At 46.4% G+C, this 20,369-nt stretch carries 19 protein-coding genes; 13 read left to right on the top strand and 6 right to left on the bottom strand.

Annotated features, from left to right (window positions below; all coding sequences use genetic code 11):
- Positions 1-53: 53 nt before the first annotated feature.
- From J7623_RS26680 to J7623_RS26670, 3 genes are all read right to left on the bottom strand, one after another.
- Positions 54-668 carry a hypothetical protein gene (locus J7623_RS26680; RefSeq protein WP_291926662.1) on the bottom strand — a complete coding sequence of 205 codons (615 nt, stop codon included), beginning with the start codon at positions 666-668 and terminating at the stop codon, positions 54-56.
- Positions 669-758: 90 nt separating this feature from the next.
- The gene (locus J7623_RS26675; protein ID WP_291926661.1) at positions 759-1,031 is read right to left on the bottom strand and encodes a hypothetical protein; all 273 of its coding nucleotides are present in this window, start codon (positions 1,029-1,031) and stop codon (positions 759-761) included.
- Complete coding sequence (locus tag J7623_RS26670) at positions 1,018-2,559, bottom strand: hypothetical protein (protein ID WP_291926660.1); 1,542 nt, start codon at positions 2,557-2,559, stop codon at positions 1,018-1,020. Before J7623_RS26670 ends, J7623_RS26675 begins: the two co-directional genes overlap by 14 nt.
- Positions 2,560-2,700: 141 nt before the next feature.
- On the opposite strand from J7623_RS26670, the gene J7623_RS26665 reads away from it, so the two are divergent.
- The 9 genes from J7623_RS26665 (at position 2,701) to J7623_RS26625 (ending at position 12,803) form a co-directional block, all read left to right on the top strand.
- Positions 2,701-3,924: a PmoA family protein gene (locus tag J7623_RS26665; RefSeq protein WP_291926658.1), complete on the top strand. Its 1,224-nt coding sequence runs from the start codon at positions 2,701-2,703 to the stop codon at positions 3,922-3,924.
- 192 nt (positions 3,925-4,116) lie between these two features.
- On the top strand, positions 4,117-4,425 hold the full coding sequence (locus J7623_RS26660) for a hypothetical protein (protein ID WP_291926656.1): 309 nt from the start codon (positions 4,117-4,119) through the stop codon (positions 4,423-4,425).
- 30 nt (positions 4,426-4,455) lie between these two features.
- Positions 4,456-4,977 carry a hypothetical protein gene (locus J7623_RS26655; RefSeq protein WP_291926655.1) on the top strand — a complete coding sequence of 174 codons (522 nt, stop codon included), beginning with the start codon at positions 4,456-4,458 and terminating at the stop codon, positions 4,975-4,977.
- A gap of 9 nt (positions 4,978-4,986) precedes the next feature.
- Entirely contained in the window at positions 4,987-6,021 is a 1,035-nt protein-coding gene (locus J7623_RS26650; RefSeq protein ID WP_291926654.1) for a DUF3137 domain-containing protein, read from the top strand.
- 355 nt (positions 6,022-6,376) lie between these two features.
- The gene (locus J7623_RS26645; RefSeq protein ID WP_291926652.1) at positions 6,377-8,809 is read left to right on the top strand and encodes an ATP-dependent Clp protease ATP-binding subunit; all 2,433 of its coding nucleotides are present in this window, start codon (positions 6,377-6,379) and stop codon (positions 8,807-8,809) included.
- A 34-nt stretch (positions 8,810-8,843) separates the two neighbouring features.
- Positions 8,844-9,290, top strand: coding sequence for a hypothetical protein (locus tag J7623_RS26640; RefSeq protein WP_291926650.1), 447 nt, complete (start codon positions 8,844-8,846; stop codon positions 9,288-9,290).
- A gap of 41 nt (positions 9,291-9,331) precedes the next feature.
- Positions 9,332-10,699: a DUF5458 family protein gene (locus J7623_RS26635; protein ID WP_291926647.1), complete on the top strand. Its 1,368-nt coding sequence runs from the start codon at positions 9,332-9,334 to the stop codon at positions 10,697-10,699.
- Positions 10,700-10,815: 116 nt separating this feature from the next.
- On the top strand, positions 10,816-11,709 hold the full coding sequence (locus J7623_RS26630; RefSeq protein WP_291926645.1) for a hypothetical protein: 894 nt from the start codon (positions 10,816-10,818) through the stop codon (positions 11,707-11,709).
- A complete protein-coding gene (locus J7623_RS26625; RefSeq protein ID WP_291926643.1) occupies positions 11,706-12,803 on the top strand; it encodes a transglycosylase SLT domain-containing protein in 1,098 nt (365 codons plus the stop codon). The genes J7623_RS26630 and J7623_RS26625 overlap by 4 nt, the downstream gene beginning before the upstream one ends.
- A 194-nt stretch (positions 12,804-12,997) precedes the next feature.
- Here the strand turns inward: J7623_RS26625 and J7623_RS26620 are convergent, their stop codons facing one another.
- From J7623_RS26620 to J7623_RS26610, 3 genes are read right to left on the bottom strand one after another with little or no spacing between them, the layout of a single operon-like run.
- Positions 12,998-14,824, bottom strand: coding sequence for a hypothetical protein (locus tag J7623_RS26620; protein WP_291926641.1), 1,827 nt, complete (start codon positions 14,822-14,824; stop codon positions 12,998-13,000).
- Positions 14,825-14,847: 23 nt separating this feature from the next.
- Complete coding sequence (locus J7623_RS26615; RefSeq protein ID WP_291926639.1) at positions 14,848-15,279, bottom strand: GPW/gp25 family protein; 432 nt, start codon at positions 15,277-15,279, stop codon at positions 14,848-14,850.
- A 9-nt stretch (positions 15,280-15,288) separates the two neighbouring features.
- Positions 15,289-16,344 carry a PKD domain-containing protein gene (locus tag J7623_RS26610; protein WP_291926637.1) on the bottom strand — a complete coding sequence of 352 codons (1,056 nt, stop codon included), beginning with the start codon at positions 16,342-16,344 and terminating at the stop codon, positions 15,289-15,291.
- 229 nt (positions 16,345-16,573) lie between these two features.
- Here J7623_RS26610 and J7623_RS26605 point away from each other — a divergent pair, with 229 nt between their 5' ends.
- The 4 genes from J7623_RS26605 to tssO all read left to right on the top strand — a co-directional run bounded on the left by J7623_RS26605 (position 16,574) and on the right by tssO (position 20,268).
- Entirely contained in the window at positions 16,574-17,536 is a 963-nt protein-coding gene (locus J7623_RS26605) for a type VI secretion system baseplate subunit TssG (RefSeq protein WP_291926635.1), read from the top strand.
- A 111-nt stretch (positions 17,537-17,647) separates the two neighbouring features.
- On the top strand, positions 17,648-18,502 hold the full coding sequence (locus J7623_RS26600) for a TssN family type VI secretion system protein (RefSeq protein ID WP_366839863.1): 855 nt from the start codon (positions 17,648-17,650) through the stop codon (positions 18,500-18,502).
- Positions 18,503-18,514: 12 nt separating this feature from the next.
- Positions 18,515-19,690, top strand: a complete 1,176-nt coding sequence (locus J7623_RS26595; protein WP_291926634.1) for a hypothetical protein — start codon at positions 18,515-18,517, stop codon at positions 19,688-19,690.
- Positions 19,691-19,743: 53 nt separating this feature from the next.
- Positions 19,744-20,268 (top strand): type VI secretion system TssO, encoded by a 525-nt coding sequence (gene tssO, locus J7623_RS26590; RefSeq protein ID WP_291926632.1) that lies wholly within the window; start codon positions 19,744-19,746, stop codon positions 20,266-20,268.
- The last annotated feature ends 101 nt before the right edge of the window (positions 20,269-20,369 follow it).

Below are 20,369 nucleotides of genomic sequence, written 5' to 3'. Positions count from 1 at the left end.
CACTACAGTAATGATACAGGAATATTTGTCATTCTCTTCCTGTATAAAGATAGTTAGTATTTATAATCAGGCCAGAGTACGCTGGTATAGTTACCTAGTGAGGCGGTAACGATTTGTTGCACGGCCGGAATATCACACCTGCCGGAGTCGCGCGTAGCAATAATTTTGTCGGCATATGCTTGCAGCAGGGAAGGGGAGGAAATAATAACGCTCATATCCCCCTGTGCGGGCAGGTTCATACCGGTAGAGGAAAAAGGCCATTGCATGGCGGTTTCCCGGATCTGTTGTACCAGTGGATCATCTGGTGCCAGTCCTTTGCTAAGGCTCAGTAAGTCTGGCAGGTATCGCAGGCAAAGATCGGCACTATAGATGGCGGCGGCAGTTTGCGGAAGGGGATAAGGTGTCAGCCATTCCTGGAGCTGGGCGGTACCTGCATCCCGTAGCATCGCCAGTTGAACAATCCGGTAAATATAACCGGCAGACCACAAAGCGGCTGCCGCATCAAAATCCGGTGCTGTACCGGGTATTTCCAGTATATCCTGTTGGTAATAGTCTGCCAGTATGGTTTGGGTATCCTGTAATTCCTGTTGGGTAAATGGGATCAGTTGATTGACTACAGTAACTTGTCCTTCGCGTACAAGGTGGTTAATAAACGCAGCTAAATTCATAGGTAAACATTTGACAGTTCGTATTTCGCTACCATAGCGGACTACGCTGATCTGCCAAAATAGTAAAAAAAGGTATAATTAAAATAGCTTTTAGCTTTCCGCTTCTTTCCATGTCTGGGCCAGGAACACATAATCCTCTATACTCCCTGTGGTAACAATTGTTTTGCCGGCCAGTGGCATGAGTGGATTTTGCATAAAAGGATTAGCGCCGGCGGGGCGTATCAGGTAGTCGCCCTGGTCGGTGACCAGGAATACGCCGAGGTGCTCACTTTTACTATGTTTGCCGAAAGTGCGTAACACCAGGCGTCCGGTGAGTGTAATGAAGGGACTACTTTTATCCCTGTTGGTGTTATCTGCTGACATATTCACGATACCCCAGTATTTGATTGTTTTTTTCTTTCACCACCACTACCTTGGTTAAAGGTATTTCCCCGACAGTGGCAGATTCCGAAAATACATGAAATTTTACAGATGGCATGGAGTTGCTGTCTGTATGGTTCTTTTTTCTGTTGACAAATATTTTTGGCGCGCGTTCTCCGGAAAAGTTCTTTTCATCGAGCAACTGATGCATTGCTGTGTGCAGTGCGGGATCTGTGGCATGTGTGTCATCAGAAGGATGAGGAACGGCAATAAAGTCGTCCAGCATTTTACCCCGTGCTTCCAGGTTGTCGCGGCGGTTTTGTAATGTATTCACAAATGGCTGTTCGGCAGCAGTAGTGCTGGGGTCTTTCTGGTTGATGACCGGTTGCCAGGATGGATCGCCCAGCAGGTAGAACTGTGCCGCTGTTTTCAATTCGTAGGGATCCAGGGTGGGCCCCATTTCATGAAGAAACCGCTGCCTGGCTTCCAGTAAAGCCCTGCCGGTAGATGCGCCGTTTAATACGTTGATTACAAAATACTGTGTCAGCAGATCTGCCAGTCCCTGCCCGGTGGGCGGACCATAAGCAATATTGGAGCTGCCTACAAATGCCAGTGCATGATTGAGCAGATAGCTGTTTGCCATACTCATTCTTTTGGCGCTGTTTTTCTTCGGATCAAATAGTTGTCCGCCGTAACAGCATTCTGCTGCTACGATAGTGCCATGGGTAATTTTGTCTGTGAGTCCATCCGACCGGAGCGCCAGTGGGAAGTCCCCGGCTTTCTGACCGTAGTAAGCAGGGTTGTTGATAGCGCCATGACAGTTGATGAAATGTGTTTTAGCCTGTAATTGGGCCGCAGTCCAGTTGGTACCGGTGAGGGTGTCATCTCCCGGAAAAACCAACAAACTGTTATGGTTACCAAAAATATTCTGGAGGCTATTCTGTGTAGAGTCTTGCCAGTCGAAGGTACTCAGGGAAAAGTAAGGCAGGTAATCGCCCGGCTGTGCAGGTGTTGCCGCGATTATATTGGTAATGAGGGTATGCAGATAGCTGGGATCGTTCACCGCAGGAATATCAGGTACCCGTCCTACCACGCGGGTAGGAGAAATGAATTTTCCGGGATCCGTATCGTAAGGGGTATCGCAGGCGTAGGGCAGATCGCTGGGGATGTTGCCATCAGGATCATTGTCGCCCGGCAGCAGGTTTTTTAAGCGCTGAAACGGAATGATATCCTGGGCACCTATCAACAGGAGATATCCCGGCGAATAAAAACGGTACAGGTCATCAATCGCTTTTTTATTTTGCGCATCATCCGTGTTGTCTGTCACAGGTGTAGCCTGGCAGGCTTGCATTTGTACGGGATCATCCAGGAAGATAATATGCGCATCGAGGTGCCGGTTATTATCGAAAGCCTGCAGCGCTGTCAAATCGTCCAGTATCTGCTGGTGCGTTTCCCCATATTTTTGTTGCAGGGCCGTTTTATTGGTTATAATGAGTTTAGTAGTCAGCATATGTATAACGGGGGATGCCATAATATCCTTGTTAGCGGTCAAAAATATTGAATTAAAGGATAATAAGCTACCCATGCTGCAACAATATTATTATTTCGCTGCGCATCCTATTTGCATACTGAAAAAGTAAACCGTATTTTTCCGGGAATCTATGTAACGGTTATGAAAAAATTCCACGGCCTATTCGTTTGCCTGTTGCTTTTTGTTATCCAGGTGCATGCCCAGGTGATTGCCAGCTTCCTGGTGAAAGCGGGTAAGATTCCAAGAAATAACAGTATCGTATATACGACATTGCCGGCAGCCGCCGGTAATGCCCCGCTGAGCATGGAAGAAGTAACCAATGGGGAACGTATACCCGTTGCCGTTAACGTATATAAAGGCCAGCTCAGCTGGATACTGGAAGGCAGCACACCTGCCGGTAGCGAGCGGAAATATGAACTGAAAAAAGGCATACCGGTTACGCAGCCAGTCATGAAAACCGTTTTGCAAAACGGGCATCTGCTGCTGGAAGAACAGCAGCAACCCATTCTCCAATACAATTTTCAAACGGTACCTGCACCTGCAGGCGCAGATACCGTATATAGCCGAAGCGCCTTTATTCATCCCCTCTGGGCACCCAATGGCGCAGTACTTACCAATGTGTTCCCTAACGCCGGCCACCTGCATCATATGGGCATCTGGAACCCGTGGACGCATACGCTGTTTGAAGGCAGGGAAACAGATTTCTGGAATGTGCAGAAAAAAGAAGGGAAAGTACGTTTCAACGGCGACCTGGAAACATTGTCCGGTAACGTATGGTGTGGCTTCAGCGCAGGCCAGGATCATATCGCTTTCCTGAAAGATGGTACCGAAAAAACAGCGATCCGGGAAACCTGGCTGGTACAAGCCTATCCCGCTACCCATGAAGGTTCCCGCCGTCAATGGGATTTTACTACCACGTTTGCACCGGCTACTCCTAACGGCATTACTTTGCTCCAGTATCGCTATGGTGGAGGATTTGGATTGAGAACCACGCCAGAATTTACAGCGCAAACCAGCGAGGTGTTAACTTCAGAGGGCAAACACCGCAACGAGGCCGACAGTACCCGCGCCCGTTGGGTGAAAATATCAGGCACCACGGCCAAAGGAAAGGCAGGAATGCTGATCATGAACTATCCTGATAATTTTGATTCACCTGAACCTTTGCGGGTTTGGCCGGAAAATATGGAAGGTGGTGAGCTCATGTTTAACTATACACCCACCCGCATGAAAGCATGGCAACTTTATCCCGGAGCGCGCTACCAGCTGAAATACAGGGTGATGGTATTTAGCGGTGATATCACGGTAGCAGAAGCTGAGGCCGCCTGGGAAGAGTATGTGCATCCTCCGGAGGTGCAAATCATCTGATATTGTATTTTGCGATTTCTGTCTTTTTTACTTATTTAGTGCGGTGAATGATTCGAACAGCTTTTAGCAGTTAGCTATAAGCAGTTAGATAAATGCAGCGGAGATCAGTTTTGACAGATGTAGCAACAATATACCCCTTGTCGCTAAAAGCTAAAGGCTAAAAGCTATTTATAACCCTTAACCATCATCTTAATGAACAATTTGCAAGACTCCCAAAAAGAAGAAGAAATCAATAAATCTACTGATGAAGAAGAAGCGCCTTCCTGGGGAGGTGTAATCGTAGGATTGTTGCTGGGTATAGCCGGCATCGTATTGATCTGCTATCGTTATAAACAATTTCATAGCCCTGGTGATGAAAGTATCAGCATCACCAAAATTGAAATGCTGATTTATAAAGTGACAGGAGAAAGCATCTGGGCGCTGATTGCCGCTTATGCGTTGGTATCCCTCACAGGCTTCTATCTCGCTATCAGTAATTTTACTAAACTGAAATCCAAATGATCTGACACTATATTCTTAAACACCTGCTAAATGAAGAACCTTTCCGAATTGAAAAACATCCTGCTTGCCATCCATGAAAAGGATAAAAAGCAGACCATTACCGCTCTTATTACCGCAGAAATATTAGCCATACTCGTTTTTGGCCTCATCGGCTATTCCATTTTTTCCGGCCAGAATGGCCAGGCACCCGCTTTTGTGCTGTATATCTTATTGTTTTTACCAGTAGGCGTGCTGATTCCTTATCTCATTATGTTGTATGGTGCTAAAAAACGCCCGGAGAAAATACACGACTTTATCAGCCGCCTGGAGAAGGGAGAAACCGTGAATAACGTTGACACCTATACGGATTATAAGTTAACCGTGCCATTGCGCATTATCAGGCTACGCTTGTTTCCTATGGAATACGCGCATGTCAGGATCGGGCAAAGCCGCTCGTTTTTCAAGCTGCCTTTGTCTGCCGAAAATGTACAACCTTTTAAAGCACTGATCAATCAGCAGCTACCGGTAACCAGCTCTATAGGCGGCGCTTCTGCCAATTGGTCTTCTAACTGATAAGTATATATGAAAACACTGGAAGAATTTAATAACTTCCTGGATCAGCAGCTCCATGACGAGCTGCTGACCCTGGAAAAGCAGCGTAAGTCCGGCCGTAACTGGATACGCCGGATATGGGCAGCCAGCCTCATTACTTTCGCCATCTTCGTTTTTTTTATCATCCGTTTTGCCACGCAACCCCACACAGGTGGAGATAGCAATCCTACTTTGCTGATCATCGCCCTGGTGGTGCTGTTTTCACTGGGAGGCTATGCGCTCAGCTATTTTATGATGAAAGGAAAAGGTATGAATGATGCAGCGGATTTTCAGCATGATTTTAAAAACAGGATTGTTAAACCCATCATTAGTTTCATTAATCCGGCATATACCTATCAGCCCCTCAACTATGCCAGCTATGAAGAGTTCACGGAGCATGGCCTGTTTGCCAGAAAGGACTATCATATCAGCGGCAACGACCAGATTTACGGCAAAGCAGGTGACATGAATTTCCAGTTTTGTGATTTGCTGGTAACACATATGCCGCTGATCACGGTAGGCAGTCAGGGCCCCGACACGGTTTTCTGCGGTAGTTATTTTATTGGCCAGTTCCCCAGGTATTTCAGCACGCCGGTATATGTTATTTCCCGCAACAGCACCATGGAAAGCCTGTTTTCCGGTACAGCCACCGACAATGGATTTATTCAAACCTGGGATCTTGGTAAAAAAGTATTACCGGCAGATGCCGCTTTTAATAAACTGTTCATGGTCTATGCACCGGATGTAAATGAAGCGCAGCAATTGCTGACGCCGGTATTGATGGAAAAAATAACGCAACTGCAGGAACGTAGCAGTGCTAAGTTGTTTCTTTCTTTTTATAATAACCGGGTCTATGCCGGTATTGGCCATGGGATGGATTATTTTGAAACCACCCTCCACCAGTCGTTACAGGACCGCCAGCTATTGAAGAATTTCTACCTTGATTTCGTATCCCTGTTACAGTTAGCCGAAGATTTAAAGTCAAACGTGGGCATCTGGACTTCTCACGCATTTTCCAGGTCATAGTTTTTTTAGGGAGATAAATAACGCATGTACCTATTTAATAGGTAGACATCCTCCCCATTATGCAGGGTCAAGAAAAGCTTTTTATGCCCTGTTTTCGCATCAAAAAATAAATTTAAATAATATGTTACGATATTTTTTGCATTCGATGTAACTATTGATGGTGGCTGGTTCTGTGGATATGTGCCTACGAATAATATCCGGTTAGGTACAGAATAAGCGTACTGGACATAGTTTTTTTTGAGATTGAATTCTATGTAAATATTTTCGCTGTATCTTTACCACGCTCCATAAGGGGAGCACCCATATAGTAATTGTAATTGTTAACTTAATAATAGAAAAACCTGGAATCATCCAAATGACCCTGTCAACATTAACCATATTTGGCCCTGCATTGCAATCTGCAGTAAAGATTGCATCAGCCATTGCAAAAGATTATCATCATCCGCAGTATACGCCTGCACATTTACTGCGTGCCTGTTTGCATAAGGAAACAGGGTTGGTAACCGCATTGCATCAGCTGAACTTTGATGTGTACTACCTGGAAGAATGGGCCGAAGTGCGATTGGATGAAATGCCCAGGTCCCCACGCATCACAGACGATCCCACTCCGGATGAAGCCGCAGCAGCCGTATTGAATGAAGCCCTCAGCCTCACCAACGATAATGAAGAAGCGGATGCCTGGAGCCTGCTTACAGCGCTGTGTACACCAGGTGTTGGATTCTCCTACGAACAACTGAAAACATTTCCTTTTACCCGCGAGCAGTTGAAAGCCGCTGGTAAGAGTGGAAAAGATATACCACCGGAAACCAATACAGGTAAAGGGATTAAGCCTGGTGCACTCAAATATGTGTACCGCATTACAGATCCACAACTGTTGAAAACGTTTCACCCCGTAATTGGCCGTGATGGAGAAATAAGGGCCATCACGGAAGTGCTTACACGAAAAGACCGCGCCAACGTATTGGTGATAGGAGAAGGAGGAGTTGGTAAAACCGGCCTGGTAGAAGGACTGGCACGTGCCATCGTACAAAAAGAAGTACCATTGTCGTTACAGTCTTCCCAGCTCTATGCACTTGATTACGGCGCTTTTATAGCCGGGGCCGCTTATAAAAATGAATTAGAAGATCGCCTGCTGCAGATTATTCAGCAACTGAAGCAAACGGGCAGGCATATACTTTTTATCGATAACCTGCACAGTTTGCTTGACAAGCAATCCGGCGGCGGAATGGCCAATGTGCTCAAAGCAGCGCTGGGACAAGGGGAAATCGTACTCATTGGGACTACCACCCCCGAGAGTTTCCGTAAACTGATAGAACCGGATGCGATGCTACGGCATCGTTTTGAAACCCTCACACTGGCAGAACCCGATGAAGTGCTGGCTGGTCATATGATTCAAGCCATTGCCCCGATATACGAAAACTTTTACCAGTTGCAGTTGCCACCGGAAAGCATACACGAAGCCATCCGGTTATCCCGGCGCTATGTGAAGGAAAGATGTTTGCCGGACAGCGCTATCAACCTGCTGGACCGTACCATGGCCGCTATACGCGCCATGCAGGATACAGGGGGAGCGCTCGCTCAGAGCCTGCAAACTTCGTTCGCCGAAATCAGTAGTAAGGAAACCGTACCAGTGGAAGATTTGCAGTGGTTCTATCGCCAAATGACAGAACGTTTGGGAACCCTGTTGACAGCCCGGTTGCATATGACAGCAGATGTCAACAAAATGACTGCGGCGGAATTACAACCCTACCTGCAACAGTTACTGCAGCAGTTGGAAGTGGCTACAGCCACGCAGCAGCAGGGTGTAAGCCCGGTAGACCTGGCCACCATGATCGCGGCTATCACCGGTATCCCATTGGGAAAAGTTCAATCCGGGGAACGGGAGCGCCTGGTGAACATGGAAGCGCAACTACGCAAAAGGGTAGTAGGACAGGATCATGCACTCAAAGCAGTGGCAGATGCCATACTGGAATCCAGGTCGGGCCTGAGCCGCCCCGGACAACCTATCGGTTCCTTCTTTTTCCTGGGACCTACCGGTACCGGGAAAACAGAACTGGCGAAGTCGCTCGCTGATTTCCTGTTCCAGGATGAGCGTAGCATGATTCGCTTTGATATGTCCGAGTTTAAAGAAGAACACGCGGCTGCCCTGCTGTATGGCGCCCCTCCGGGATATGTGGGATATGAAGAAGGCGGACTGCTGGTCAACAAAATACGGCAACAGCCCTACGCAGTAGTGCTGTTTGACGAAATTGAAAAAGCACATCCTTCGGTGTTCGATATCTTTTTACAGATTATGGACGAAGGAAAACTGCATGACCGACTCGGGAAAACAGGCGATTTCTCCAATGCGCTGGTATTGTTTACTTCCAATATCGGCAGTGAGGTGATTGCAAAGTCGTTCCAGGAAAACGTAATCCCTGCATCGCAGCAGTTGATGGAATTGATGGCCCGTCATTTCAGGCCGGAATTCCTGGGCAGGTTAACGGAGATCGTTCCGTTTGGTCCTATTCAACAGGCGAATGTGGAAAAGATATTTGATATCCATTTGCAGCATTTATTGCAGTTGCTGACGCAGCAAGGGATACAACTGAATGTATCTGCACCGGCGCGGCAGCAACTTGCACTGATGGGGTATTCGCCACAGTATGGAGCAAGACCGCTGCGGGAAGTGATCCGCGGACAGTTGCGCAAGCCATTGTCCCGCATGATCATTGAAGGCAGCCTGCGAAAAGATATGACGGTAACACTGGATATAAAAAATGATCAGTTAGACTGGACCATAAATTGATTGTCAGATTCCAAAATTCTAAATTCTATATCAAATGAATGACAACTACGGAATTGGCGGCACAGAAGTGAAGCTGGACGCCAACGAAGCCATCGCGGAGATATCGCATAACCGTACCTTGTTTGCTGAAAAGTTAACCCAGCAGGCGCCTGTTAAACCTGAAATTGTGGAAGGGCTTACTTCCGTGGAAGCTGTTTTTGAACACTTCAAACCGGCTGTAAATGTATCCTTTCATGATGCAGAAGGCCGTACGGTACCTGAAAAATTACAGTTCCATCACCTGGGTGATTTCGGTGTAAAGGGAATTACAGCGCAAAGCGCTTTCCTGAACGACCTGGCTACGGAAAAGGAACAATACCTGAAAATTATGAAACAACTGAAAACGAATAAGATCCTGAAATCAGCACTGGCCGATCCCGATGCCCGCAAAGCTTTACTGGGCGCTATTCGCGGAATGATGAATGACCTTAATACCAAATAATTAACGGTTCCCCCCAATCCAGGAACATAACCTTACTGATTATGGCAGAATTACAGAAAAACCAGGAGCTGCAAAATGATGGACTGTCGTCACAGCAGGAAGTTAACCTCACCGGAAATATTGAAGATCTTGCAAAGTACGGTGGCTTCGATCTATTGGAAGGCACTATTGAAGGTGCGCAAAACCTGAACCCCGAAAGGAAAGCGCGCCGTAATATATTTTTAACTGAAGCCGGTAAAAAGGCAGAAAGAGATAAACTGAAGAAAGTATTATCTCTCTGGGAGAAAATGTTGTCCGAAACAACTGAACTGCCTGAGATGGTAGACTACTGTACCTCCCATGCGGAAGAAGCAGGAAAGGTGCTGTCGGCCAACCTTGCGGAAGCAGTGGATTCCACCAGGGAACTGGAGCAGTCGTACCGAAACGTGGCACTGTTCTTCAAGAATACTGAATCCGATAAAGTAAAGAACATTTCCTTTATCAACGTGGAACTGGAACAGTTGAAAGACCTCGATAATACCCGTTTTATCGATGCTATTAATAATGAGCTGGTGAGCAACTACGATCGCCTGGATCTGCGCACCAACTACAGCCTGCTGGTTATCCCCGGATACCTGGGCTCCAACAAAGTAATTGAGAAATGGGCGAAAATTGCCCACGAAAATAAAGCGATGCTGGTCACTGACTTCGCACACCTGGATGCACCGGATGATGTGATGGAAATGTTTGAACTGGCTAACCTGACCGGTGGGGAAATCCATCGTTCTAATGTCATCATGTCCTGCAACTGGCTGGTAGGCCGCGGCAAGTTTGATGAAGTAGGAGAACAGGATCACCTCTATGTACCTCCTTCCGGTGCGCTGGCAGGAAAAATATATAAAACCCTGATGTCGCAGGTGACCGCCGGTAAAAAATTCGGTGGTATGAACGAAGTAGACGGGGTGAAATTTGAATTGAAGAAAAGCGAAATCGCCAGCCTGGAAAAAATGGGACTGGTGCCCATGGTGAAAGAATATGGCAAGGTAATGGCCTTTAGTGCCAAAACATTGTTCAATGGCGATAACCTCGGGTTACAAACCTACTCGGTAGTTCGCGTATTCGACTTTGTGACAAAGGTGCTGATGGACTTCCTGAACCGCCGTGCTTTCGAAAACTTCAACGCCAATACGCGTAAGGACCTCATGAAGCAGATCATCCGCTTCCTCGATGGCATCACCGGACCGGATAAGTTGATTGAAGACTTCAATATCCGCCGTTTTGAACAGGATCCGATACAGAAAGATCGTATCCACCTGGATATCCATCTGAAACCTTACTTCCCGGCAAAAAACTTCCTGATCAAAATGGAGGGCCAAAAAGGCGATGAAGCAACAGATTGGGATACTACCTATGAACAGGATGGTAAATAATCTTTTTAGGGCAGCTTTTGGGCTTACAGCGGTATTTATGGCTATCGCCCGGAAGCCCGAAAGCTGCCTGCATAAAAATATCCCTACATTTTTTAAAGGTAAAAGCTGACGTAACGATGAAACGAGTGCTGTGCAGTCTACTGCTTTGTTTGTTAATCACAGGGCTGTCTGTAAATGCCCAAACAGGTACGGATAGTATTCTGACCACCAAAGGTGCGGTAACACTGATTACCTCTGGTGCTCCTATAACAACTTTCCAGATCGGCGATGGTAAGAATGCCGACTATGACTATCGCATTGTAGACGGTAATATGGTATTTCTGCGGCCTATCACTGCGGCGCCACATCCCACCAACCTGATTGTGCGGGAAGGAGAAAATATTCATTACATGATCATCGCCTATCGCGATAAAGCAGATTTATCACGCCTGAAATATACTTTATCCGGCAAGCCTAAAACAACCGGAGCCTACACTACTCCCGAAGCAACACCACAGGCGCCCCGCGCCGGCAGAGGAGAACGCAGCGGCGATGAACAACTGATGAACCTCCCCGAAGAAACCGGTAACCTCATCAGCGTAGACACCGTTACCGTTGGGAAAATTGCGGAGGACTTTGGAAAGGATCATAAAGTAAATCACCAGTACGAAGTAAAAGTGGAAGGAGTAAGCCTGGGATATGCACAAGCCATGACCCTGAGCAATATGAACTACTTCAGCTTCCGTATCCGGAACAAAGGAAAGGCACCTTTTGAAATTTTAAAAGCCAGCCTGATTCATAAAGAGAAAAAAGATACTGCCTTGTTGCATACCATGCCTATCCTCTATAGAAAAGGGCCGGCCATTATTGCCCCCAGAGAGGAAGCCAGCGAAGTATATGTAGTACCTTCCAAACAATTTAAGAAAGAAGATGAAATTATTATTGTACTGCAAACATCAGAAGGAAAACAACAGGTAGTATTGTATCTGCCGGTAACGGTGCTCCCCAAATATATGTTGGCTAAGCAATGATCAAACATCTTTTTCTGATAACAGGATGCCTCCTGTTGCTGACCGTTTCCGGGCAGGCACAGCAGATAGATTTCTGCGGAGAAGTAGTGCCTATGAAAAGAGATTTCGTTTCTTACCGGCTGATGGATGTGATTAAACGCAACCTGCGCTACCAGGGATACCTGCCAGCACTGCGTGGGAAAGCAGAATTATATTTCCCGGTCATAGAACCTATTCTGCAACAATACCAGGTACCCCTGGATTTCAAATACCTGCCAATTGTGGAAAGTGGATTAAGTAATGCTACCTCTCCCGTTGGCGCGCAGGGTGTATGGCAAATTATGCCTGGTACTGCGGCAGACCTGGGGCTCACCGTCAGCGCTGGCTATGATGAACGCAATCACCTGATCAAAGCGACCCATGCAGCGTGTAAACTAATACGCATGCTACATGATCAGCTACACTCCTGGACATTGGCCGCAGCAGCCTATAACGCCGGATCGGGAAATATCTCCCGGAATATAAAACGGCAGGGGAGCAGCGACTACTACCAGTTGCTGCTGAACAATGAAACCGCCCAGTATATTTATAAAATCATTGCCATCAAACAATTGTTTGAAAGCCCTGAGTTATACATGCCCGGATTTGGTTACAATGTATTCAGCAAAAGTACCAGCAACGGCTCCGTGTTTGCCACACCAGCGCCTGTCAGTAAATCCGGCGATAAGGATTTTAATACCATCCGTATTGCTATCGGCAAAACAACCCTTGTAAAATCTGGTATAGCGGTATATGCAGCCCGCCTGCAAAATAACACCCACTTCGAAGACGGGCAGTTAATCAGTATTCAGTTGCTCGACGACCTGCAGGCTAACGGTGTGTATATACGTAAAAACTCCAGTCTTTCCGGAAAGGGCTGGCTGGTGAGTAACCGCGTGTATGTAGATCTTGGCTTTGGGAATAGCATAGTGCTATATGCGGAAGATGGAAAAAAAGGAGTGCCTGCGGACTTACTGAAAACGGGCGGGGCCGTGCAGTTGCGTGGAGTAGCGGATCACAAAAGCACTGCATGGAACAATCTTTTGCCGGAGATGCCACTGGCAATGCAACAATAATTAACTCCTCACAGTAATGATATCTGTAGCTTTAACAATGTGAACGGGAGGAGCCGTAGTCCTGGATAGGTTACGGGGGGTATGCGGAAGATAACAACAATAATACAACCACACCTGTGCCCCAAACCAGATGCGTTATCAACCCGCCTGCAGCTGATCAATAACGCATTATTTCATATCCATGCTGCATTGACTTATGCCAGCACTTCATTAATAAATACTCTATAAGGAAAAGTATTGCTCGATTTTTCCGCCAACTGCAGCAATAATTCTTCTTTCATGTAGTGAAGATTAGCAGCAGGGTAACGCTCGGTAGGCAGATGTAAGTTAATCCGGATGTCGAGTGTACGGCTGTATCCCGCTCCATCGCCGGGTTGCAGCGCAATACCTTTGGCAACAGCCGCTGTTTTCATTTCTTTCCCAAAGATAGTTTTGCAGAGCGCCTTGATATCTTCGGTGGTCACAATACGGTTATGCGATAATAAATGGGAACGGTACAAATTGATTTTTTCGTCAATGTTGAGCCGGTCTTTACCGCCTTGAGTATTGGTGAGTAGCGTAATGGTATTGGGCCGGGTGTTGATGCTGCCATATTCCAGCAGGCGGTTACCCATACGGATATTATTGGCGGCAGTACCGTTGGTGGAATAAAATTCTATGAAGATATACTCTGCATTTTCTTTCGGTTTCACCATCACATAGGGGATATTGCCTTTGTTGGCGCTGGGCTGCAGTTGCTCTTCCAGGGAGGCAATCAGCTGATGCAGTTCCCGCATGCGGTTCGTCACATAATCATTCTTTACTTCTTCAAACAGGGAGCTTTCATCCCGGATCACTTCCACCAGGTAGGCAATCACCTCTTTGGCTTCGCGGGTATCAAAGCGACCGATGCCACTGCTGCGAATGACCAGCTCGCCTTCCTGCATCTGGCCGGCAGTGGAAAAATTACGAACATAGTAATCGGCTCCTTCGAGGTCGTATACACGTTTGATATCGAAAAAGATATCCGGCGTTTGCATTGGAATGATGTTCAGGTAACGATTCAGCTTCATCGACTGCTCGTTATTCTTTTTATTGATAACGGGAAAGCAGTTGATGCTGCAGTAAAGGTCCTCCAGCAAGGTATGGTGCAGCGCTTCCGGAAATTCTATGCGCAGCCATTGAACTTCTTTGTTGAGCCGGTTACTGTCTGCCCCGAAAATACGTTGTAATGTTTCCGGCAAAACGGGTGCACCGGCCGGAGGTGCGTCTGTTACCGTGAGGAAGTGCCGGCGGAAACGTTGCAGGATATGTTGACTGTAACGGGCGTTGTTATTCACGGCCACCTGTATCATGCTGTCTACTTCTTCTTCGGCGGCACTGCGGCTATGGTGGTATCCGGCTTTTACAGATACTTCTTTATTGTTCAGGAATACGCGGGCCAGCGGGAGGTAATGATAAAACATTTCCTGCTGGTGAATATTGCGAAGGTCAAAGAAAAACGACATGCCTTCCCAGGAATGGGCTACATCATCCATCAGCAGGCCTATCCATAAATGGTTGGGAGCCATGTCGGGAAAAGTTTGTCCCTGGAGGATTTGTTCTTTGAACCAGTTGTCACGTGTTTCGTAGAGTTTGTTGCCGATGCCGAGGTATTGCACCTGGCCGCGGAACAGGCGGTGGTGGGTAACAGGTGAAAAGAAAATATCGCGGGTATGGGTACCTGCTTTGGTATGTTGATAAAATTGATGGTCTGCATGAATATCGGCTACGGGTTCAGTGGCAATAGCATGCAGGATACCATAAGCCGGCTGGCTGCTGGTGATAGGTTCCGGCATCATGATCTGGGCCAGTCTTTCCACCAGTCGCGCATGAGAAACATCCACTTCTCCTGATATCTTTTCCAGCTCGCTGGCGCAGGCTTCCAGCAGCAGCTGTACTACCGGGTCAAAAGAGGTTTCCACCTCCGCGTCGGGATATCCCCAGAGGCGGGCGGCGGTTTTGAGCATCCGGTCTTTTATTCGTTCTTTCTTTTCTTTCATGAGTGGCGTTAATAAACAAATGATTAATCGTACGATAAGGGGCTGATGTAGAAGAAGCTGCTGTATTGAAACGGGTTATTGTTTTTGGCAATGGTACCGGTAACGGTTACCCGGATTTTCTTCTTCATCTTTCGGGTGGCTGGCATCAACAGCTCTTCCTGGTTCACAGCGGCCACTACCCTTATCTGTGCAATTCTTTTTTCATAGCGAACAATAGATGCTTTCACGGCGCTTTCTATCTGTTCTTTTACTTCATTGTTGGAGGCTTTGATATCAAAGTCGCTGTCCCACCACTGGCAGCCATATTGGGCGTCATCTTTATTTTCTCCCAATACGGTAGTGATCAACAGGTGAATATGTTGTTCAATAGATTCTTCGAGTGCAATGGCTGGCATGTCCTTTTTTTGCAGCAGTTGCGAGAAGTCTATCGGTAGTTTATAATATTTTCCTTTCATGATAGCGGCTTAAAATATGCCCAACACTTTTTTGCGATCGTACATGATCAGGATCTCATTGATACAGCCATCTGGCGTTTTGGTGAGATTGACCCTTTCTATCTTGAATTTCTTTTTGCCATAAATGCGGGAACAGAAATGGGAGAAATTATCTACATCATTAGCATTCAGTACTACCCTGGCATTCATATTATTACAGAGATACTGTGCAAAATCTGCGGCGCTCTTTTGTTTTTGAGTTACCTGTATGAGCAGGTATTTGAATTCATCATCCGAGATAGAAGGTTTCTTTTCCGGTGCAGGCGCAGGCGCTGGTGCGGGTGCTGGCGCCGGAGCGGGTGGTATATAAGGCTGCGGAACATCCGGACGTTCCACCGGACGGGCAGGGAATACGGTAATGTGTTTCAGTACCATATGGCTGCTGTCGCCATTAATGATCAGCGACAAAGTTCTTTCACCCGGAGAGGAGAAGGTATATGTAACGGAGGAGCCGGTATGTACTTCCGCGTTATCCTGCAGCAGGTGCCAGCTCCATTTGGTGGCGGAAGGCGTTTTGTTACTGAAGGTCACGGGGCGTCCTGCAAAAGCTTCTGAAGGGCCGTCAATTACAGGGAATACGTCTGCGTTGTTATTGACTGCGGTAGTTGGTGTATTCATCACCACCAGCACTTCTATATTCCAGGTACATTTTCCGGAGGTGAGTGTAACGAGGTAGCTGCCTGCTTTATTGAAGGAGTGATATACTTGTTTACCGGTTGCTTTCGCGCTGGAGTCGCCAAATTCCCAGGTATAGTTCCCTGTTTTTTTATCATGACTCTCCGCATTAAATGTAATGACTTCTCCTACTGCATATGCTTTGCTGTTACTATTTTGTATATGACTGAGTGTAATGTTGGTGTTGCTGCAGTCTTCCCGGCCATCCATCTGGAAGGCAAGCAGTACAGCGCTGATGAGGAACAGGCCAAGAAATGTCCATAGCACCATGGGATCTACATGACTGGCAATTTTACCAAAAGGTCGGAATGAGTTAACCTTACGTTCATTTTCGGGTTTACGGGGGGCCATCGGTTTTTCAGGTTTTTACAATTCAGATTTACAATTTTAGTGTTTTTTTGGATAAATTGCTAAAGTTAATTCACCCGGAAAAAAATTTCCCTTGGTTCAAAATTTAAGCCACAATAAATAAAAGCAATCCCCTATTTTTGTTGCTGGAGTTGTTAGCCCGGAACCATAGACGAATGATAGTTATGCTAACGGTAAATTAGCTGGATAAGAAAAACCTAAATCATACCTTATGGTAAATAATGCAGAGAAGGCTGCCGCACTGGATGAGGTGATTGATCATGTCAATGCTTTACCCTACGACGTTAGGGCGGAAGTAGTGGTAGGAGAGTTACTGGAAAATCATGTGCGGGAAGAAGAAGTGGTAGTACAGATGAAGAACGTATTTACCCGTTCATTCACCACAGATATTACGCATGTAAAACTTGATGATAGTCAGCCTTATCAGCCGTTCATTAGTTTTTCTCTTTCGCGGGATGGTATTTATGACCGTTTACCGCAGGGTATATTTCACGAGTTTAAACAAACACCTTCTGCTCGTCAAAGTGGGGTCACGGAAATGGTGACCCGTTACAAGAAGCAGCAACAACAGCAGCAACAGGCCCGTCGGTTCTTTCAACCACTGGAGAATGAATTCTTTCTGCAGCGGGTATACCTGGAACAGCGGGAAAAGCATTTGTTGTTTGATGTATTCGGGAAAGATGCAGACCAGTTGTTCCATGCCTTCTGGGACCTGCCCGAAGGACTTCCCGCAGCGGCCGCGAACAGGTTGGTGAAGCTGTTGCCCTATATGCATCATATAGCCGGCAACATGCCCCTCGTGAAGTTGTGCCTGGAGCAGGTGTTCGAAGAGCCGGTTTCTATTTCCATCAACCGGCAGCCGCAACTGGTGAGCACCGGCAATACGGTGCCATTGGGAGAATGTGCATTAGGAGTAGATGCAATGGTGGGTACACAGTGTTACACGGATATGCCGGTATTAACGGTCAGTATTGGCCCGGTTAAACGCCAACGGATATACGATTACCTGCCGTGGCAGCCTTATGGGAAACTGCTGGAAACCTGTTATGGATACTTACTGCCGGCAGATGTAGAGGTGACTACGCAACTATTGCCACCACCGGGAGATAAGCAGGTGGTGATGTCGGACAAGCAGCCTGATCAGGGAATTATGGGATATAATTTTTTCCTCTGAGTAACGAACACTGGCTATTGTGGAATTATTTTTGCTATTACCCTGCATCTGAAAAACCAAGAAACATGTTAGTACCCAAACCCGAAAAACCTGGACATACCAAACAGAACTATGAGATACACTGCTAAGTTTTATTTTATGTTGGCCGGCGTTATGGCCATAGGATCTCTTATAGTGGCTTTGCTCAGCAGATACATTAAGAATTTCAGCCTTTACAAGAAGAAAGCTCTGTTGTATTTAATGTGTATGACGCTGATATTTGCCGTTATCAGTTCCATCCCTTTCCTGTTTACCCATCAAAACCTGATGAACCAATATTTTTTCTATGAAGTATGGTTCCTGGGATTGGGGATAGTGCATTGCCATTTTATGTATACCCGTTTCTGGGCAAATGAAACCACACTGGTATCTGAACTGGCTTTTATATTGGCCATCTGGCTGTTTGGCGGCGTTGGATTTGTGTTGGTGAACAGATTCCTGGATAAGGATACCTTCCTGTATTATCCTATGCTGACCAGCATGTTCTCTTTTGTACTACCCACTTTTGTGTATAAAACGTTTGAACGGATGATGGCCATCCCCGTGAAAGTGCACAAGTGGTGGCAATACCCGATGTATAAAGATATGCCGGAAGTAAATGAAGATGATATGAAGGACCTGATTGTGATTGGATTGGAAATGGAGAAAGGGCTCATGGATAGGAGTCGCACTTATTTCAGGGCACGTACACCTATTAAAATGGACCTGGGGGATTTGTTTTACCATTTTATTAATGACTATAACGATCGTTATCCCAATACACCTATTGACTTTGTAGATAACACCGGGCAGCCTTATGGCTGGGTATTCCACCTTAAACCACGCTGGTTTGGTGGCGCTAAAACACTGGATCCGCATAAAGCCGTTTTTATGAATGGGATCAAAGAAAACAGTGTGATTATTTGCAACAGAATTATGTTATCCTAAAAGCAGCGTATTATGGCAGAACCGCTAAAGCATTTCCCCGTTAACTGGGTAGATGGCATGAAGATTAAGAAGCAACATTTTATAGATACTGAAAATGCACTGCTGGATCAGATCAGGGATGCATTGTCTTGTAGCATACATGCACTGAACTATGGGCTGTTACCTCCCAAAGCAGAAAGTAAAGAATCGCTTCGTTGCTGGTTTGTCACTGATAACCAACATCAGTGGCGTGTGAAGTTAACAGAATGCCGGGCGCTGACCCCCGGTGGTGGCAGAATTGAAGTGCCGGAACATACTGTGCACTCCCTGAAATATGCTACTACTTTCCCGGAAGCTACGTATACCTGGGATCCGCAGCATACGGAAAGCACTTATTATGTGCTGATCCAGGTAAACCCGTTTAACCGGCAGCCCAGCGGGGAACCTTTGCTGGATGAGGATCCGCCGCGACTTCCTTACGCCACACCTGAATATCATTTATACATCGCACCCGCTTCGCAGCTACCTTCCGGTCAGCTGGGTAGCTACCAGATGGTATTGGGCCGCATAAATGTAGCAGATGGCCGTCCGCAGATGGATGATGATTATATTCCGCCCTGCAGCATTGTCAATGCTCATCCATCATTAATTGACCTGCATCATGAGCTGGATCAGTTTCTGGGGCAAATGGAACTCTATGGCGTACACATCGTACAAAAAATTTATGGCAGGAACCAGAACAACGATCTGGCCCTGGTAGTACTTTATATCACTGAAAAAATGGTGCAGTTCCTGGGCACCCGAATTACGCAGTTCCGCTGGCTGGGCCTCAATCAGGCGCCTGCGCAGATGCTGGAAGTGATCGCCGGGCTGGCCCGCACCATGAAAAATGCCATCGATCAACGTGCCGGTGCGGGAAAAGAAGAGTTACTGAACTACCTGTCTGAATGGTGTGAACTGCGGCAGGGAGAACTGGAAACCCTGATGATCAATTGTGCCAATATTCGCTATAAACACCTGGATGTAAGAGAATGTCTGCAGCCTATGATTCCTTTTGTTCGGGCAGTGAATAAACTATTTGAAAGCCTGAGCAGACTGGATTACATCGGACGTAAACAGGACAGCAACATCTTTGTGAAAGAAGAATCTGCGGAAGATGCAGAATACCTGCGCAAACATAAAACCAAGCGCTGGTTTTTTACAGATTGATTACCACGCCTCATACAGTATCCCGATAACTTAAAATAAAAACATTTCGCAGTATGCAAGTATTGAACAGACAGGAAAGAAGCATTTCATTTATATGGTTCCTGTTATTTTTTATCATAACAGTGGGCTTGTTTGTATTAGCTATATTTTTTAACTACCAGGTACCCGCGAGGGAAAATGCGTCACTGCGAAAAGAGCTCAGTAGCTTCCGGCAGGAACAAGCTTTCCAGGCGGATTTTCTGCAAAAGCTGGAGAAAGTAAAGCATAACCTGGACTCCATTAATCTGCCTAATCAGAATGCGAATTATATGGACCAGGTAATAGCTGCTTCCCTGGCGGATATGCGTAATTCTATTCCTAAGGAAGCGGTTACGCATTATGGTCTGTATGATAATATCGTACAGAATTGCCTGTCGCTGCAACAAACCAAGCAACAACTACGCGAATTACAAAATGCACAACAAAGTATTGCTGATCTGAAAATGCAGGTGGCCGACCTGAATGCAAAGGTGGAAAGTAAAAGCAGGGACCTGGATAACTGCAGGCAGATGATGTTGCTGAATAGTCGCGCTCACTAACGATCACGACTGTATTTGTTTTTTCTGATCTAGTGTTAAATTATTTGTTAGGAGTGTTGACTAATCAGAAAATCATCTTATATTTGGTACTTATAAATCAA

Origin of the sequence: Chitinophaga sp., from assembly GCF_017745275.1 — a bacterium.
In the GTDB taxonomy this organism is placed as follows: domain Bacteria; phylum Bacteroidota; class Bacteroidia; order Chitinophagales; family Chitinophagaceae; genus Chitinophaga.
This window is presented reverse-complemented; position numbering and strand designations above follow the sequence as displayed.

Bases quoted from the DNA above. Each gene is read 5' to 3' on its own strand.
- J7623_RS26680 (WP_291926662.1), bottom strand. From the start codon at position 668: ATGAATTTAGCTGCGTTTATTAACCACCTTGTACGCGAAGGACAAGTT.
- J7623_RS26675 (WP_291926661.1), bottom strand. From the start codon at position 1,031: ATGTCAGCAGATAACACCAACAGGGATAAAAGTAGTCCCTTCATTACA.
- J7623_RS26670 (WP_291926660.1), bottom strand. From the start codon at position 2,559: ATGGCATCCCCCGTTATACATATGCTGACTACTAAACTCATTATAACC.
- J7623_RS26665 (WP_291926658.1), top strand. From the start codon at position 2,701: ATGAAAAAATTCCACGGCCTATTCGTTTGCCTGTTGCTTTTTGTTATC.
- J7623_RS26660 (WP_291926656.1), top strand. From the start codon at position 4,117: ATGAACAATTTGCAAGACTCCCAAAAAGAAGAAGAAATCAATAAATCT.
- J7623_RS26655 (WP_291926655.1), top strand. From the start codon at position 4,456: ATGAAGAACCTTTCCGAATTGAAAAACATCCTGCTTGCCATCCATGAA.
- J7623_RS26650 (WP_291926654.1), top strand. From the start codon at position 4,987: ATGAAAACACTGGAAGAATTTAATAACTTCCTGGATCAGCAGCTCCAT.
- J7623_RS26645 (WP_291926652.1), top strand. From the start codon at position 6,377: ATGACCCTGTCAACATTAACCATATTTGGCCCTGCATTGCAATCTGCA.
- J7623_RS26640 (WP_291926650.1), top strand. From the start codon at position 8,844: ATGAATGACAACTACGGAATTGGCGGCACAGAAGTGAAGCTGGACGCC.
- J7623_RS26635 (WP_291926647.1), top strand. From the start codon at position 9,332: ATGGCAGAATTACAGAAAAACCAGGAGCTGCAAAATGATGGACTGTCG.
- J7623_RS26630 (WP_291926645.1), top strand. From the start codon at position 10,816: ATGAAACGAGTGCTGTGCAGTCTACTGCTTTGTTTGTTAATCACAGGG.
- J7623_RS26625 (WP_291926643.1), top strand. From the start codon at position 11,706: ATGATCAAACATCTTTTTCTGATAACAGGATGCCTCCTGTTGCTGACC.
- J7623_RS26620 (WP_291926641.1), bottom strand. From the start codon at position 14,824: ATGAAAGAAAAGAAAGAACGAATAAAAGACCGGATGCTCAAAACCGCC.
- J7623_RS26615 (WP_291926639.1), bottom strand. From the start codon at position 15,279: ATGAAAGGAAAATATTATAAACTACCGATAGACTTCTCGCAACTGCTG.
- J7623_RS26610 (WP_291926637.1), bottom strand. From the start codon at position 16,344: ATGGCCCCCCGTAAACCCGAAAATGAACGTAAGGTTAACTCATTCCGA.
- J7623_RS26605 (WP_291926635.1), top strand. From the start codon at position 16,574: ATGGTAAATAATGCAGAGAAGGCTGCCGCACTGGATGAGGTGATTGAT.
- J7623_RS26600 (WP_366839863.1), top strand. From the start codon at position 17,648: ATGAGATACACTGCTAAGTTTTATTTTATGTTGGCCGGCGTTATGGCC.
- J7623_RS26595 (WP_291926634.1), top strand. From the start codon at position 18,515: ATGGCAGAACCGCTAAAGCATTTCCCCGTTAACTGGGTAGATGGCATG.
- tssO (WP_291926632.1), top strand. From the start codon at position 19,744: ATGCAAGTATTGAACAGACAGGAAAGAAGCATTTCATTTATATGGTTC.